Origin of the sequence: Agarivorans sp. Toyoura001 (genome assembly GCF_005405585.1) — a bacterium.
Lineage (GTDB): Bacteria > Pseudomonadota > Gammaproteobacteria > Enterobacterales > Celerinatantimonadaceae > Agarivorans.
The window spans coordinates 569,126-584,575 of record NZ_BJEQ01000001.1; the positions used below are offsets into that span (position 1 = coordinate 569,126).

14 protein-coding genes are annotated in these 15,450 nt (G+C 44.2%); 10 read left to right on the forward strand and 4 right to left on the reverse strand.

Annotated features, from left to right (window positions below):
* Nucleotides 1-235: 235 nt before the first annotated feature.
* The 3 genes from FFR00_RS02635 (at nt 236) to FFR00_RS02645 (ending at nt 3,784) form a co-directional block, all read left to right on the forward strand.
* A complete protein-coding gene (locus FFR00_RS02635) occupies nt 236-1,726 on the forward strand; it encodes a DUF4041 domain-containing protein (protein ID WP_137671802.1) in 1,491 nt (496 codons plus the stop codon).
* Nucleotides 1,727-1,842: 116 nt separating this feature from the next.
* Nucleotides 1,843-2,568 (forward strand): ion transporter, encoded by a 726-nt coding sequence (locus FFR00_RS02640; RefSeq protein ID WP_137671803.1) that lies wholly within the window; start codon nt 1,843-1,845, stop codon nt 2,566-2,568.
* A 373-nt stretch (nt 2,569-2,941) separates the two neighbouring features.
* Complete coding sequence (locus FFR00_RS02645; protein ID WP_137671948.1) at nt 2,942-3,784, forward strand: 23S rRNA (adenine(2030)-N(6))-methyltransferase RlmJ; 843 nt, start codon at nt 2,942-2,944, stop codon at nt 3,782-3,784.
* Nucleotides 3,785-3,793: 9 nt separating this feature from the next.
* Here FFR00_RS02645 and FFR00_RS02650 read toward each other — a convergent pair whose 3' ends face one another.
* Nucleotides 3,794-4,633 carry a phosphotransferase gene (locus tag FFR00_RS02650; protein WP_137671804.1) on the reverse strand — a complete coding sequence of 280 codons (840 nt, stop codon included), beginning with the start codon at nt 4,631-4,633 and terminating at the stop codon, nt 3,794-3,796.
* Nucleotides 4,634-4,667: 34 nt separating this feature from the next.
* On the opposite strand from FFR00_RS02650, the gene thiB reads away from it, so the two are divergent.
* From thiB to FFR00_RS02670, 4 genes are all read left to right on the forward strand, one after another.
* On the forward strand, nt 4,668-5,651 hold the full coding sequence (gene thiB, locus FFR00_RS02655; protein WP_137671805.1) for a thiamine ABC transporter substrate binding subunit: 984 nt from the start codon (nt 4,668-4,670) through the stop codon (nt 5,649-5,651).
* Nucleotides 5,652-5,658: 7 nt separating this feature from the next.
* Nucleotides 5,659-7,230 (forward strand): ABC transporter permease subunit, encoded by a 1,572-nt coding sequence (locus tag FFR00_RS02660; protein ID WP_137671806.1) that lies wholly within the window; start codon nt 5,659-5,661, stop codon nt 7,228-7,230.
* Nucleotides 7,214-7,915, forward strand: coding sequence for a thiamine ABC transporter ATP-binding protein (thiQ, locus tag FFR00_RS02665; protein ID WP_137671807.1), 702 nt, complete (start codon nt 7,214-7,216; stop codon nt 7,913-7,915). The genes FFR00_RS02660 and thiQ overlap by 17 nt, the downstream gene beginning before the upstream one ends.
* A gap of 65 nt (nt 7,916-7,980) precedes the next feature.
* On the forward strand, nt 7,981-8,319 hold the full coding sequence (locus tag FFR00_RS02670) for a hypothetical protein (protein ID WP_137671808.1): 339 nt from the start codon (nt 7,981-7,983) through the stop codon (nt 8,317-8,319).
* Between the two features lie 4 nt (nt 8,320-8,323).
* On the opposite strand, the gene FFR00_RS02675 is transcribed toward FFR00_RS02670, so the two are convergent.
* Nucleotides 8,324-9,082, reverse strand: coding sequence for a transporter substrate-binding domain-containing protein (locus FFR00_RS02675; protein ID WP_137671809.1), 759 nt, complete (start codon nt 9,080-9,082; stop codon nt 8,324-8,326).
* A gap of 266 nt (nt 9,083-9,348) precedes the next feature.
* Between FFR00_RS02675 and FFR00_RS02680 the strand changes: the two genes are divergently transcribed.
* Nucleotides 9,349-10,848 carry a hypothetical protein gene (locus FFR00_RS02680; protein ID WP_137671810.1) on the forward strand — a complete coding sequence of 500 codons (1,500 nt, stop codon included), beginning with the start codon at nt 9,349-9,351 and terminating at the stop codon, nt 10,846-10,848.
* An 80-nt stretch (nt 10,849-10,928) separates the two neighbouring features.
* Here the strand turns inward: FFR00_RS02680 and FFR00_RS02685 are convergent, their stop codons facing one another.
* Together FFR00_RS02685 and dapA are read right to left on the reverse strand one after the other, a co-directional pair.
* The gene (locus tag FFR00_RS02685; RefSeq protein WP_137671811.1) at nt 10,929-11,702 is read right to left on the reverse strand and encodes a diguanylate cyclase domain-containing protein; all 774 of its coding nucleotides are present in this window, start codon (nt 11,700-11,702) and stop codon (nt 10,929-10,931) included.
* A 144-nt stretch (nt 11,703-11,846) separates the two neighbouring features.
* The gene (dapA, locus tag FFR00_RS02690) at nt 11,847-12,719 is read right to left on the reverse strand and encodes a 4-hydroxy-tetrahydrodipicolinate synthase (RefSeq protein WP_137671812.1); all 873 of its coding nucleotides are present in this window, start codon (nt 12,717-12,719) and stop codon (nt 11,847-11,849) included.
* 317 nt (nt 12,720-13,036) lie between these two features.
* Between dapA and rsmC the strand changes: the two genes are divergently transcribed.
* Both rsmC and glgC read left to right on the forward strand, forming a co-directional pair.
* Nucleotides 13,037-14,068 (forward strand): 16S rRNA (guanine(1207)-N(2))-methyltransferase RsmC, encoded by a 1,032-nt coding sequence (gene rsmC, locus FFR00_RS02695; RefSeq protein ID WP_137671813.1) that lies wholly within the window; start codon nt 13,037-13,039, stop codon nt 14,066-14,068.
* 140 nt (nt 14,069-14,208) lie between these two features.
* The gene (gene glgC, locus FFR00_RS02700) at nt 14,209-15,429 is read left to right on the forward strand and encodes a glucose-1-phosphate adenylyltransferase (RefSeq protein ID WP_137671814.1); all 1,221 of its coding nucleotides are present in this window, start codon (nt 14,209-14,211) and stop codon (nt 15,427-15,429) included.
* Nucleotides 15,430-15,450 lie beyond the last annotated feature (21 nt).

Below are 15,450 nucleotides of genomic sequence, written 5' to 3' on the forward strand. Positions count from 1 at the left end.
TCCCCAAAGAAGGTGAACTGTTTTTGCAGACTCTTAAGACGTTTATGCCCCACTTCTTGTTACAACCGTGTTCGTTCACAATTCCATTTTAGTTTGTTTGACTGATATTCTCTGAGTCGAGCATACTAATGACTTCATAGTAAATAATGACTAGGTTTATTTTCCGACCTAGCTCTTTACCAGATCACATCGAGATACGAACTGTACCTACTGATATTTATCGCGTGGAGTTAAGATGCCTGAAACACTCTTCCAAACACTGCCATCACTGCCTTTTATCGTTGCAACTGGTGTACTTTTTATCGCTTTAGTAGTCGCTGTTGCAAAACTTAACTCTATAAAGAAGCAACTTTCATCGACTAAAGAGGAGACAGCCGCAAGTTATCAAGCCCTTGCAGATTACGAGCAAAAATTTTCAGGCGTTATTGATATAGATAAGGAAGTTGAGCTTCGAAAGAAACAGCTATCTGAGTATCAAAAAGAAGCAGAACTTAAATATGCTCAAGTAAATGAAAATATCACTGACCTTCAAACTCAATACAAACAAAAGAAAACTATTTTTGATTCTCTAGTCCATCAAATTGGCATTTACAATGATGATGTAGAATTACTCGAGTTAGGCTTTTATGAGTCTCATTTTGACTTCGAAACATCAGAGGCATTCAAGGGCGAGATCCGTGAATGCAAGGAAGAGCAAAAGCAGTTACTTCGCGATAAGGAAATTACAGGAGCTATCTACTGCACAACTGAGTGGACAGTTGGCGATTCGAAGGCTGAAGGCCGCAAAATGACAAATCGAGGTATTCGCCTTACTGCTAGAGCATTCAATAACGAGTGTGAAGCGGCCATTGCGAATTGCACATGGAAAAATGCAGTTAAGATGGAAGCTCGTATCCAAAAAGCTTTTGAAGCCATTAATAATCTCAACGAATCAAATAGAGTCATTATTTCAGATGAGTACTTGAAGCAAAAGCTTAAGGAGCTTCGACTCACTCATGAGTACAAAGAGAAAAAGCAACGCGAAAAAGAAGAACAGGCTGAAATAAAGGCTCAGATGCGCGAGGAGGCTAAAATTGAAGCTGAGATTAAAAAGGCCGAACAGGAGGCTATCAAGGAAGAAGCTAGATATCAAAAAGCTCTTAAAGTCGCACAGAAGCAACTAGAGTCTGCGAGTGAGGAAGCCAAAGCTCAGCTAGAAGCACAAATTGCTCAACTTCAATCAGATCTAGAATCGGCGGAACAAAAACACCAGCGTGCGCAAAGTATGGCAGAGCAAACCAAGCAAGGACATGTGTATATTATTAGTAACATAGGCTCCTTTGGAGAGGACGTATATAAAATTGGTATGACACGCCGATTGGAACCAATGGATAGAGTTAAAGAGTTAGGTGATGCGTCAGTGCCATTCAGCTTCGATGTGCATGCAATGATTCATACTAAAGACGCTCCCTCATTGGAGAAAGGGCTGCATCGTCAATTCGATAACAAAAGGCTAAACATGGTCAATCGCCGTAAAGAATTTTTCAACGTAGACCTTGCTGAGATAAAACAAGCTGTTGAACAGTTTTCAAATGAAGAGGCTAGTTTCATTGAAACTGCTATAGCACAGGATTATTACGAAACAAAAGCTATGTTAAAGCAAGCGGAGTTAAAAGAAGCTTTACGCTCAGGTCAAACGGTCATTGATACTGAATCTAAAGGTCCTGTATTTGCTGAATCCATCTGACTCAAAAGCCCCAAAAGTGCTTCTGTTCAGACTTTATACGCTAGCTATCACCTAATACTGCTATACGCTATTTCAGTACAATAAAGCTAACTAGATACCAAACAAAAGAGATATAAATGAATACATTTAAATCTTCGGTTAAAAAAGTCGTTGAAACCAGAAGAACAAAGCTTGGTAAGCTATTTGATTCTTTCATCCAAGCACTGATTATCATTTCAATAATCACTTTTTCACTAGAAACCTTGCCTAGTTTAGCTCTGAGTGAAAGAACATACCTAAGATATATTGAGGTATTCTGTATTGCTGTTTTTACCTTGGAGTATCTGGCGCGACTTTGGGTGGCAGAAAATAAGACAGCCTTCGTCACCTCTTTTTCTGGGGTAATCGATTTACTTGCAATCTTGCCGTTTTATCTATCACTTGGTCTGGACTTGAGATCGGTTAGGGTTTTCCGCCTTCTTCGTCTATTCAGGGTCTTAAAGCTCGCCAAATATAGTAATGCCCTAAAGCGTTTTCATATCGCTTTTCGGTTAGCCAAAGAAGAGCTAGTTCTATTCTTTTCTGTCACTATTATGTTGGTTTTTCTATCATCGGTCGGTATTTACTATTTCGAAAATGCAATGCAGCCGGAAGGCTTTTCGTCTATTTTTGATAGCTTGTGGTGGGCGGTAATCACACTGACGACCGTTGGTTACGGGGATATTTACCCAATTACAGTTGGCGGGCGAATTTTTACATTTGGAATACTTATGATTGGACTGGGCGTCGTATCTATTCCAGCGGGAATTATCGCTTCCGCGTTGGGCAAAGCCAGAAAATTAGAAGCAAAAGGCAAGGAGTAATACAAGTAGATTCAGATTTATAAAATACCTAAACTAAATTATTCAAAGATAAAGCTGGGCATTAACCTCTAACTCACCTTTGTCCAGTAACTTCTTAGTACACTTGGGTTAAATCAGGTCTGCACAAAAAAAGTTACATATAAATCAGCTTAATGTCCTCCTCTCATTTCTCATCAATAAATAAGCTAAATATACTCAAGGCTCTGCTCAACATTGCCTCGTTGTCAAAAACCGCTTTGCGATCTCGTTAGCAGATCATCTAAGCCGCTGCTTTATGCGGTTAAACTTGCATCTGCGCTGGTCTCTACCTAGACTAGCGCAATATCGCCAGCCACTGCTGCGCGCCCTTTTCTATCAATATCGAGATAACACTTTGCTAAGCTATCGCCACTCCTACCATGCGGGTAATTTCGCCGATGTACTTAAACACCTAGTACAACAACGGATCATTTCTTACCTAACCCAAAAAGATAAGCCGCTTTGCTATATCGACACCCATGCTGGAGCAGGTGCTTACAGCCTAAATAGCCCAGAAGCGAAAAAGAAAAGTGAGTACGAAAACGGTATTGGTAAGCTGTGGGACGCCGATGATTTACCTCCTATATTAAAGAACTATCTCAAGCTGGTGAATCAAATTCATCCTGAGAAAACCCGCCAGCATTACCCTGGTTCACCGTGGATAGCCAAAATGATGCTACGCCGCGACGACCGTTTGTTCTTGCACGAATTACACCCTAGCGAACAAGCCCCGCTTGCCAGTTTGTTTCAACGCGACCGCCGCTGCAAAATTCGCCAAGAGAATGGCCACCAAAGCTGTGTAGGCTTGCTGCCACCAAAAGAACGCCGCGGTTTGGTGTTAATTGACCCTTCTTACGAAGTAAAAGACGAGTACCAAACAGTAGTAAAAACGCTAGTTGAATCGCATAAGCGTTTTGCGTCTGGCACTTATGCATTATGGTACCCGGTTGTTGAGCGCTTCCGTATCGACAAACTTGAAAAAGCTCTGATCCGCAGCGGCATAAGTAACATTCAACTGTTCGAGTTAGGTATTCAACACGACAGTGACGAATTTGGTATGACTGCCAGCGGTATGATTGTGATTAACCCTCCGTGGACATTAATGAAAGAGATGCAGGAAGTACTGCCTTACCTAGCAGAAACGTTAGGTGAAAACGGTGAAGGTAATTGGCGCGCCGAAATCTTAGCTGAAGAATAAGCTAAGCTGCTAAATTGAATTAGCTAAACCTTGCGCATTCAGCCATTGCTGAGTGCGCAAATGTAAACCCTGCCACTGTGGCTGATATTGCCAATACCAGGCTAAATCTAATAAGGCTACTGCAACAACTAGTAGCTCAAATTGCCCACTGTTTAAGTCCGATATTGCGATTAAATCTGCGCGCTGCTCAGCCGTTACCGGGCACCTTTGCGCAACACTGGCGGCATCCCAGCCTTGCATAGACGTTGCGGCATATTCCCAATCCAACACTAACAACTTTTGCTCGCTACTCAGCAGTAGATTATCAAGATGTAAGTCGTGGTGGTTAAACGCCTGTTGCTGCGGCCAATTTTGCTGCTTAATCCACTGCAAGGCTTGGCGTCTAAAGCTTGCAGCCTCGCTGGCACTAATGTCATTGACATAACGTTGTAGGTACTTGAGCATATCAAAATGCGGTAAGCCCTTACCGGCTGGAGGAAGTTGCTGCAATACCTTTAATAATTGCGGCCAAAGCGTGGGTTGTTGCCATTGTGTAAGGCTTACTACTTCACCCTCTTGAAACTGATACAGCAAAAACTCACCGTTTAAGCTCAATGGATGCATGTTAATTACCCAAGGCAAGTGGTTAAGCTGTTGTAATACTTCTCTTTCGCGTTGATAATCCAAGCCATAACAAGGCTGTTGTTGATTTAAGCGTAATACCAAACGTTCTGTATTGGTTTCTAGCAACCAAGAATGCTGATGCCCTCCCGCTAAACGGTCTACCTTTAAGATGCATCCTAGGTGCCGCTCAAGGTAACTAAGTAGGTTTTTTTCTAGTGCGGAAGTAGGCAAAGCGAGTGATTCCATCAACGGTCATAAATCTATTATCAAGGAGTGTAAGATGAAAAATTTGCTATGGCTAGCATGCTGTGCGATGAGTGTTGTGGGCTTTAACAGCCAAGCGAACAGCGAGTTAACGGTGTACACCTACCAGAGTTTTGTATCCGATTGGGGCCCGGGCCCAGCCTTAACTAAAAGCTTTGAGCAGCAATGTGACTGCACCATTGATTGGGTAGGTTTAGACGACGGCGTAGCCATTTTGAATCGCCTAAAATTAGAAGGTAAACGCAACAAAGCCGACGTAATTTTGGGCTTAGATACTAACCTCATTCCAGAGACTGAAGCGATTAACGCGGTTCAAGCCCACCAGCTTACCCTTCCAAAGCTCGCCATTGACTGGCAAGACAACAACTTTGTGCCCTTTGATTATGGTTACTTCGCGTTTATTTATAACACCGAAAAACTCAAAAACCCGCCAAGCTCGATGAAGCAGCTTGTAGAAGAATTTAACGGCAGCATTTTGTATCAAGATCCACGCACCAGTACGCCCGGCCAAGGTTTAATGTTGTGGGTTAAAGCCCTTTATGGTGATGATTCAAGCCAAGCTTGGAGCAAACTAAAAGATAAAACAGTCACCGTAACTAAAGGCTGGAGCGAAGCCTACGGCATGTTCCTAAAAGGCGAAGCTGATTTGGTACTAAGCTACACCACCTCGCCGGCTTACCATATGGTGGCCGAGCAAGAAAACCGTTACCAGGCTGCTGAATTTAGCGAAGGCCACATGAGCCAAGTAGAGGTGGCCGCGATTAGTGCCACCAGCCAGCAAGTAGAACTTGCTCAGCAATTCCTCAGTTTTTTAGTGAGCGCACCGGCGCAGAAAATTATAGCCACAACAAACTGGATGCTACCGGTTAATCCTGATGCCGAACTACCAGAAGCATTTTCTACGCTAGTGCAACCTAAGCCATTAAGTATTGAGCAACACACCGTTAGCCAACAGCGCCAGCAATGGACTAAAGAGTGGCGTAACGCGGTAAGTCAGTAACTACTCAATGATTAAGCCTGCCTCAATAGCCGGGTACTGCGCCAGCATATTTATAGCGCTAGTGGTAGCGGCAGCATTTTGGGGCTTGGCTGAACAAGCTCAAGTGCTAAGCTGGTCGGCGTTTAACGACCCTTACCTATGGCGCGTATTGCGCTTTAGTATTTGGCAGGCTTTATTATCGGCAAGCCTTGCTTGTATAGGAGGCGTGGCCATTGCTAGAGCTTGGTTTTATTTACAGCCTAAATCGATAAATTGGCAGCTGCGTTTGGCCAATTTATGTTTTGTAAGCCCAGTAATCTTGGTGGTGCTAGGCTGCGTAGGTAGTTTTGGCATTAACGGTTTTTGGCAGCAATTAAGTCCATTTTCGTGGAAGTTATACGGTTTACCCGGGATATTAATTGCCCACTGTTTTTTAAATATGCCACTTATTGCTCGATATTGTTACTTGCAATATAACGATATTCCCGCCAGCTACTGGCGCCAAGCCAAGCAACTTGGTTTTAGCCAATCGCGTAGTTGGCAGATAATTGAATGGCCCATGTTGCGCTCACGTTTAGCCGGACTTTTTGGCTTAGTATTTTTGCTGTGTTTTGGCAGTTTTACCGTTGTATTAGCGCTGGGTGGCGGGCCTAAAAGCACCACCCTTGAAGTGGCCATTTACCAAGCTCTACGCTACGACTTCGACCCATTATTTGCAATGCAATGTGCGGTGTTACAACTGCTGATTGCAGTTAGCCTTGGTTGGTTGTTACTGGGCCGCGAACAACAAGAAGCAAAGCGCATTCAACAGAACATTCTTGTTCAACATCAACTCAGTAAAACTCAGCGGCGACTTCATCAAGCGGTGGTACTGGGTTACTACCTGTTTATAGGCTCCATTTTACTTGGCATATTCAGCCCACTTAGCCAACTTAATTGGCAGCAACTACCTTGGGATAAATGGCTTAGTGGTATTGGCTGGTCATTGCTCATTGCCTTGCAAAGCACCTTGTGGGTAGTGATATTGGGCGGGGCTATTTTATGGCAATACAGTAGCAATGTTGTCAAACAACGGCGTATGTTAGCTGGCAGAGGCCAAGAGCTATTGGCCTCTATCATGTTGTTAGCGCCCGCGATGGTCATCACCACTGGCTTGTTTTTCTTGCTGATCAGCCGAGCCGACATCAATGCCTACACCGCACCTTTGGTGGCACTAATTAACGCACTAATGAGCCTGCCGTTTTTTATTCGCAGCTTAAAACCGGCCTTAAGTGATGCCATTAAACAATACGCTAAGCTAAACCAAAGTTTAGATTTACCGGCAATCAGCCAATTGCATTTAATTTATTGGCCGCTTATCCGTCGGCCATTAGCACTAGCCATAAGTTTATGTATGGTCTTGTCTTTAGGTGACATGGGCGTAATTGCGCTGATTGGCAGTGTAGACGTGGTAACCTTGCCGTTGCTGCTTTACCAACAACTAAGCACCTACCAATATGCTTTAGCCAGCGCTACCGGTTTAATTATGCTGCTGCTCTGCACGGTAATATTTTATTTGCTCGAACTTACCCTAGGACGCCACCATGTTAAGCATCTCTAAACTATGCTGTGTTCGCCAGCAACAGCAGTTTCATTACCAACTGGAGGTGAACCCCGGTGAAGTGGTGGCATTGTTAGGCGCCAGTGGTTGCGGTAAAAGCACCCTGTTAGAGCTTATTGCAGGCTTTGTTCCTGCCAGCAGTGGCAGCTTGTCGTGGTTAGGTGAAGATTTATTAGACTTACCGATTAAGCAACGCCCCGTTACGAGCTTGTTTCAACAGCACAATTTGTTTCACCACTTAAGCATTGAGCAAAACATTGCGCTGGGGCTTTCACCGTCATTGACACTTAATGCGCAACAGCGAGAGCAGCTTAGCCAAATTGCCAACAACTTAGGTATTGCAGGCTTACTAAATAAACGCCCCGACCAAGTCTCTGGCGGTCAACAGCAGCGTGCTGCGTTGGCCCGTTGTTTGGTCCGTCAGCAGCCTATTTTGTTGCTAGACGAACCCTTTAGCGCCTTAGATCCCATGTTACGTTTAGAGTGCTTAGAGCTGGTTAAGCAATTGGCCGAAGAGTGGCAACTAGCGGTAATAATGGTCACTCATCAATGGCAAGATGCCCAGCGTGTGGCCGAGCGAGTGGCATTTATTGAAGCCGGAACCACCCGTCAATTTGCTAGCCCAGCAGAGCTATTAGCCTCACCAAACAATGCCCACATTGCACGATATTTAGCCTGTAGTTAAAGATTAAATAATGCTGGCCGATAAACACTTAAGGCTGTGTTTTTTAACTTAAGGAGAGAAGACTTATGCAGGTGAATAATAACCTTCAAGCTGCATCACTCGAATCAACTTATGCCGCTCGCCAACGCATAGAAAACAGCGCACCACGGCAAACCATTACTGAATACACCGCGCAACGCCAAATGACCAACCCCGGTACGGCAGTGTTTGGCAATAACGACGTTCAACCAGGTTTAAGCGCCACTCAATTGCGCGATAGTGATGATGCTAAACAAGCCAATCGCAAAGCTATTCGCGAAGCAATGGGACGCAGCGTAGATCAATCAGCGACCCATATTCGTTTGTATTTTCAGTATATGGAAGAAAAAGGCACTCGCGGCCCACAGCTATTAGCAAGAGCCTAAAAGCTTATTCTGCAATCGCTAAATCATAGTGACTCAATATGGCTTGCAACTCTCCAGATAAACTCAACTGCTTAAAGAAGAAATTTAACTGCTCAACACTTAACGAAGAATCAGCCCGTTGTAGAGCATGTAAGCTATGCACCGGACTAAAATGCGCAATGCTTTTTAGTGATTGAAGTAAACTCGGTTTTTGCCGAGTAAGGGGCAAATAAAAACTCTCGTTTACCATGGTGAAATCAGCCCGCCGCTTTACCACTAACTTAATACAGTTCATGACATGGGAGCAGCTTTTTACCGCAAACCCTTCATCGGATAAATGCGGGCTTTGATAGGCAGCGTCAAACAGCACCACAGTATAATTGTGTCCTGGTGCAAACAACTGCTCTTGCTCACTAAGGTTTTGCTGATGAGTGAGCAACAAATAATTGTCTAAGACCAATGGAAGGCTTTGCTGAACATTGAGACTCTGCCAGCCCCACTCTAGGTTTTCAAACAAAATGAGGTCGAAACGTTTACGGATAAAAGCTGCATGGCGGTTATGCCGAGAAGTCGACACAAATCGAAAGGTAAACTTGTCTTGAAGATGATTAAGCGCGCGAAGTATATCTAAACTCACCCCGCTGTAGCGGTTAGTTGAAACGTTGTGACTGACATAGGGAGGGAAGTCATAACCGCCAACTTTTATTTCAATGGGCGCGGCAAAAAGACCTATTGGCCACAGTAGTAAACACAAACACCATCCTTTTCTAGCCCATCGCAGCATTTCAGGTTCCTTTGCTCTACACAGGGGCAATATAAAACAAACATCAAACCCGAAAAACCAATTAACACCACAAATGCTTGCTAAGGCACAGTTTTAGCTAACAATCTCGTAACAAAGCAAAGCCAAACACTAAATTAACAGCAAACAAAAATATAAAATAAAAGTGAAACCCATATTCAAAGGCAATGAATGGGCAATAAACGGTGCGAATATTGCTAATAAAGCGACAACAACAATATTTTGACTCGTAGTTTGAGGAAGCAGTAGTGAAAAAAGCCATATTACCCAGTTTAGTCGCCACTTTTTTGTTAAGCGGATGTGGGGGTAGCGATAGCTCATCACCTGGTCCTTCAACTCCACGTTATAACTGGCAGATCATTCAGTTACAAACACTAAAAGAAAGCGATGTTAAATCGGGCTGTGTCATCTACGGAACCTCTGAGACCGACAACAGCCGAGTGATTACCGCGTCGATAGCGAATACAGGTTATAACGTTTTATTTCACAATGCTGACGGTTCAATTATTGAAGAACACACCATTCAAGCTGCCGATGTACCAAGCAACGGTATCGTGAATTTTGATAGCGGATGGGTACCCGATGAAGGCTATGTTTCTCTAGAAGAAGTAGACCGTAACTTAAGCGGAGAGCCCGATGTATATATGTATAGCGTGCAGAAACAGTATTTAGGTAACAAAGTACTAAATGTTCGCTCATCACAAACCGGTAGCAATTGTTATGCGGGTGAAGACTACCGTTCGGTCACCGATATTAGTGATACCGCAGCATTATCGGTACTGCAAGAAAGTAGCGTAAGCTACTATCAAACCAGTTACTCCGCTGATTTGGTTAGCGGCCATGATCTATCAGCTCACATCCCTGTACGCTCTCCCCTACCAGCAGTAAAAGACACACTAGTAACCGCCTTTTATTCCAGCCAAAACGGCCAACATACCGATTTAGCCTACTTCGGTTTTCTAGAACCTAGCTACGTTTACGATACCGATGAAAGTAACGACATCGTAGCCGCTAGCCTAAGTAACGCTGACCTAGAGCCAATGTATTGGCAAGTGGCTAGCAACTTAGCAGTAGACGATGGTAGCTCTGTATTGGCCATTCACAACAACAATAGCTACCAGTGGCAAACCTTATACAAAGATGTAGACCAGTTCACCATTGCCCCTAATTACGACCAAGTAAGCCATTGGGTTGGCTTGTTTTCAGGTACCACCAACGACAGTAATTGGCAGTTTAATAGCGTAATGGCCATTAACGCTGATAACGCGGCGTTAGACCTAGAACTTGCAGAGTTAAACAGCATTGATAACTTAGATTTGATAGAGAACTGCTCGGTTGAACTTAGCCACGCTAATCATTGTATCGATAATGCTAACAGCTTTAACAGCGGCGACTTTGCCTTACAACGCAGCCAAGTAAGATTGCGTTCACACAACAATAGTCGCACCTTTTATCAATCAATTTACGCTGCGCCTAAAGCTCAACAAGCCTTAATGCAAAGTAGTGCCCTAGAGCTAGCCACTAGCCAAATCGACAGTATTGAAATCGCCTTAATCGACAGCGAGCTTTCTGCAGATCAGCAAGATTACTTTATGGCTAACTTCATCGACAGTCGCAGTATTGCTGAAACCGGAACGGTGACTCAGTATAGCGATGCGAATGGTCTCATTTTAAACCCTACTGAGTATGAAGACTTATACTTAGAAATGTTGAAAGACAGCGCCACTATTGTTCAGAACGCGAAGTAAGCCTTATTAGTTAGGTTTATCACAAAGAACGCTAAACACTGTTTAGCGTTCTTTGTTTAACAACAGCCAAGCAAATGTGATTAAGGGGATAATTGCTGAACCGCGTCTAAACGGTGCGCTAACAAGGTATCTGCGTTATCACCGTGCTCTGGGTAATAAGCCCAACCAATTTTAAGGCTATCTAAGGCCACGCCCTCTAACTGTCGTTGTAATTCGCCCGTAAGCTTTTTAGCAACGTTATCTGCCGCTGTGCGACTCGCTCCGTATAACAAAGCAATTAACTCACCCTCACTAAACTGAGCAATGCTGTCTGAACGGCGTAACTGTTGCTGAAGCACTTGGGCAACAATTGCGCAGACTAAGGACGAGTCATGGCTGGCGTAATGTAAGGTTAGAATCGCAAAGGGCTCGTGATTTCGCTTACTTAAGCGCATCGCTTGAATCAACAGCTCTCTAAACAATGGCGCCGACAGCAAACCGCTTTCTGGATCGCGAAGGTTAGTTTCATCGTTAATCACCGGCATGGTGAGTGGAAGCACACTGGCCAACAAATATTGCTGTTGTTGGATTTCAACCGGCATACCATGGATCCGCAACCATTCATCTTCGCTGTGGCAGTAGTGACAAAAAAACGCTTGGTTATTAGCTAAACTTGCGTGCATGGCTTGCTGAAAGGCAGCTCGACAGCGGGAATCAATACGCTCCAACCACTGCTCTAAATCAAGGTGTTCTGACTGTTGGTCTTGCCAAGGGTAACGCACCGAGACTTTGCCATTTTCTGGCTGCAATAACCAATAGCCACTATCGGCCTCAACAATTCCATGGAAAAAACTGACTAGATCTAGCTCTGCCACAACACATCCCTTTAGTTTGCGTAAACTTAACTATAGCAAAGTTAAATCATAGGCTTAGCTTAAGTCAGCCAAGCAGCATGCGGGAAAAAGCTAAGTTAATAAAAAGGCCGAGCAAGCTCGGCCTTATAAACAAAAACAATAATATTAGATTAACTCTAAACTCTGCATAACATTGCGAATACGCGTTTTGGTAGAGTCCGACAATTCGGTAACTGGCAAGCGACATTCTGCTCGACACTTGTTCAGTAAAGACATCGCATATTTAGCGCCAGCTGGGCTTGGCTCAGCAAACATTGCTTGGTGCAGAGGAATCAACTTATCTTGAATCTCGCTAGCTTTAGCGTAGTCACCGTCTAAAGTGGCTTGTTGCATTTGCGCACACAGTTTAGGGGCTACGTTCGCCGTTACAGAGATACAACCTTGGCCGCCGCTAATATTGTAAGAAACCGCAGTGGCGTCTTCCCCACTTAACCAGCAGAAGTCTTGCTCAATCAATTGGCGTTCAAATAGTGGGCGAGACAAATCGCCGGTAGCGTCCTTCACACCAACAATACGCGGTAACTGCGCCAGTTTAGCAATGGTTACCGGGCTTAAATCTACCACCGCGCGTGGTGGAATGTTGTAAAGCACAATCGGAATATCGGTGGCGTCGTGCAACATCTTAAAGTGTTGAAATAAACCATCTTGATTAGGGCGGTTGTAATAACCCGCTACATGCAAAGTTGCATCGGCACCCACTTGTTGGGCAGCCTTGGTGTACTCGATAGCTTCAATAGGGTTGTTTGAGCCAGCACCCGCGATAACAGGCACACGCCCTTTAGCTTGCTCTACTACCGTTTTCACTACAGCAATATGCTCATCGTGAGTTAGGGTTGGGCTTTCGCCAGTAGTTCCCACTGGCACAATGCCATGAGTCCCTTGGCCAATGTGCCATTCAACTAACTCGCGAATCGCCGCATAATCAACCTCACCTTCAATAAAGGGAGTAACCAACGCTACTATCGATCCTTTAAACATGCCCGCTCCATCACTTACTTCTAAAATAAAAAAACCCGGTCACAGTGGCCGGGTTCAAAAATACTATTTCGATTTAGTTGCACCCAGCCGTTAACCACCCGCGTTTTAATTCGGGCCGTTTATATTTCTTTAACTTTAAAGAAATCGACATCACAGATGTGTCCTTAACAAACGAAATTCTTGCTAGCTAGTTTCCTTAGCACGCACTAAAAGTCAAGTAACCTTAAAAATAAATACTTAGAAGCGGCGATGAGATAGCCTTTTCAACGAAAACTTTCTATTATTGCAGCCAATTATGACCGCGATAAAGCCCTATTATGAACACCTCGCTACACGCTACCAGCCAAGTACTCGCCCGCCACGACCAACTGTTTGCCGATCGGCATTTAGTGGTAGCTGGCCAACTCGCCGACAACTACCCGCTTAGCCTGCTTGAGCAAGTCGCGTCGTTGCAAATTTGCTGTAGTCATTACGGTCACTTTACCCACTTTAAGAAAACGGATGATGACAAACTCTCTTGTCAGTTTTCAGTTGAGCCTCGGTTAGCCAAAAACAGCAATGCGCTGCTGTTTTTTATGCCTAAAGCAAAGCAAGAAGCCGCCTACTTGTTTGCCAGCATATTGCCGCAACTAAGTGATGATACCGACATATTTGTGGTGGGAGAAAACCGTGGTGGAGTTAAAAGCTGCGAAAAACTGCTCGCGGAGTTTGGCATTAAAATGAACAAAATCGACAGTGCTCGACGCTGCGGTTTATATTTTGGTTCTCTCACTAAAGCGGCTCCCGCCTTTCAGCCTGAACAGTGGTTAAGCCAATTTGAAGTCGCTCTGCCAAGTACTCGCTTGCAAGTGATGTCACTGCCTGGTGTATTTAACCACGGTAAACTAGACGACGGTAGTCAACTGCTATTAGATAATTTGCCTGCCTTGCACGGTAGCGTGCTCGACTTTGGGTGTGGTGCGGGCATTATTGGTGCAAGCCAAGCCTTGTTACACAAAGTAGACATTACTCTGCTCGATGTAAGTGCATACGCTGTGACTAGCACTAAAGCCACGCTAAAACAAAACCAGTTGAATGGAACAGTAATTGCTTCTGATGGATTAAGCGAAGTAAACCAACGCTTTGATTTCATCGTGAGTAATCCACCATTTCATGCTGGAATAGATACTCAGTACGAAACCACTGAAACGTTTCTTGCCCAAGCCAAACAGCACTTAAATGCCCAAGGCGAATTATGGTTGGTTGCCAATAGCTTCCTGCAGTACGAAGCATTAATAAAGCAACACTTCGCGCGCTACGAAAGCATACTCGACAACAAAAAATTTAAGATTTTGCGTTGTTGTGTTTAGCAAGAACATTATTTTTATTGTGGATTTAATAAAACCCTAGTTTCTGCTATTTACATTAAGGTAAATATCTGGAAACTAAGCCAAGCCACTTTGAAAACGATTTCACGAAACTGACATAATTATTAGAGGTACAAAGTCCCATGGCAGGTATATTAACGATGATTCTCGCCGGTGGTGAAGGCACACGCCTTTATCCACTTACCGACAGCCGTACTAAGCCCGCGGTTCCATTTGGAGGCAGTTATAGGCTAATCGACTTTGCCTTAAACAACTTTGTGAACTCAGATTTTCTTAAGATCTATGTACTTACCCAATTTAAGTCGCAATCACTCAATATTCACCTTCGCCAAGCTTGGCATTTATCCGGCATTACCGACCGCTTTATTGATGCAGTGCCGGCACAAATGCGCGTAGGTAAACGCTGGTATGACGGTACGGCTGATGCGATTTATCAAAACGCTCGGTTCATTGAGATTAACGAACCTGACCATGTTTGTATTTTTGGTAGTGACCACATCTACAAAATGGATGTGCGCCAGATGGTTGATAACCATAAACATAACGAAGCTGACCTCACCGTTGCTGCGATTAAAGTGCCTAAAGACCAAGCCGATCAGTTTGGTATTATCGAGGTTGATACCGAAGGCCGAATGATAGGCTTTGAGGAAAAACCTAAGGTAAACCCGAAAACAATTCCCGGTGATCCAGACCACGTACTCGCCTCTATGGGTAACTACGTATTTGAACGAAAAGTTCTACTGGATGCGCTGCACGATGATGCCAAAGAAGATGATTCTAGCCACGATTTTGGTAACGACATTATTCCTAAGCTTTATCCCAAAGGTAAAGTGTTCGCTTATGACTTCACTCAAAACAATATTCCAGGTGAAACCGCCAGCGGTTATTGGCGCGACGTAGGTACGCTAGATGCGTACTGGGCCGCTCATATGGATTTGTTAGACGAAGAACCTGCGTTCTCGTTGTACAACCCCAAGTTTCCATTACACACCCATTACCCACCACTTCCGCCAGCCACCTTTAAAGATGTTGGCGACAAAAAAGTGAGTGTGAGCCAATCATTGATTTCTGCAGGAAGCTTTATTTTAGGCTCAGAAGTGAATCGCAGTGTATTGGGTTTCAGAAGTCACGTACGCCCAGGCTCAGTAGTCAGTGAGTCGGTATTAATTGGCAACTGTAGAATTGGTGAAGGCTGTCAGATTCGCCGCACCATTATTGATAAAAACGCTGAAATTGCTCCAGGCACCATCATTGGTGAAAACTTGGAAGAAGATCGCAAGCGCTTTACGGTATCTCCAGAAGGAATTGTAGTGATACCGAAAAACGCCAAGGTTGGTTTCTAGGCATTAAATTGCCTTGATAAC

What these genes read in the sequence shown, in the direction of transcription:
- FFR00_RS02635 (WP_137671802.1), top strand. Translation starts at nt 236, where the DNA reads ATGCCTGAAACACTCTTCCAAACACTGCCATCACTGCCTTTTATCGTT.
- FFR00_RS02640 (WP_137671803.1), top strand. Translation starts at nt 1,843, where the DNA reads ATGAATACATTTAAATCTTCGGTTAAAAAAGTCGTTGAAACCAGAAGA.
- FFR00_RS02650 (WP_137671804.1), bottom strand. Translation starts at nt 4,633, where the DNA reads ATGGAATCACTCGCTTTGCCTACTTCCGCACTAGAAAAAAACCTACTT.
- thiB (WP_137671805.1), top strand. Translation starts at nt 4,668, where the DNA reads ATGAAAAATTTGCTATGGCTAGCATGCTGTGCGATGAGTGTTGTGGGC.
- FFR00_RS02660 (WP_137671806.1), top strand. Translation starts at nt 5,659, where the DNA reads ATGATTAAGCCTGCCTCAATAGCCGGGTACTGCGCCAGCATATTTATA.
- thiQ (WP_137671807.1), top strand. Translation starts at nt 7,214, where the DNA reads ATGTTAAGCATCTCTAAACTATGCTGTGTTCGCCAGCAACAGCAGTTT.
- FFR00_RS02670 (WP_137671808.1), top strand. Translation starts at nt 7,981, where the DNA reads ATGCAGGTGAATAATAACCTTCAAGCTGCATCACTCGAATCAACTTAT.
- FFR00_RS02675 (WP_137671809.1), bottom strand. Translation starts at nt 9,082, where the DNA reads ATGCTGCGATGGGCTAGAAAAGGATGGTGTTTGTGTTTACTACTGTGG.
- dapA (WP_137671812.1), bottom strand. Translation starts at nt 12,719, where the DNA reads ATGTTTAAAGGATCGATAGTAGCGTTGGTTACTCCCTTTATTGAAGGT.
- rsmC (WP_137671813.1), top strand. Translation starts at nt 13,037, where the DNA reads ATGAACACCTCGCTACACGCTACCAGCCAAGTACTCGCCCGCCACGAC.
- glgC (WP_137671814.1), top strand. Translation starts at nt 14,209, where the DNA reads ATGGCAGGTATATTAACGATGATTCTCGCCGGTGGTGAAGGCACACGC.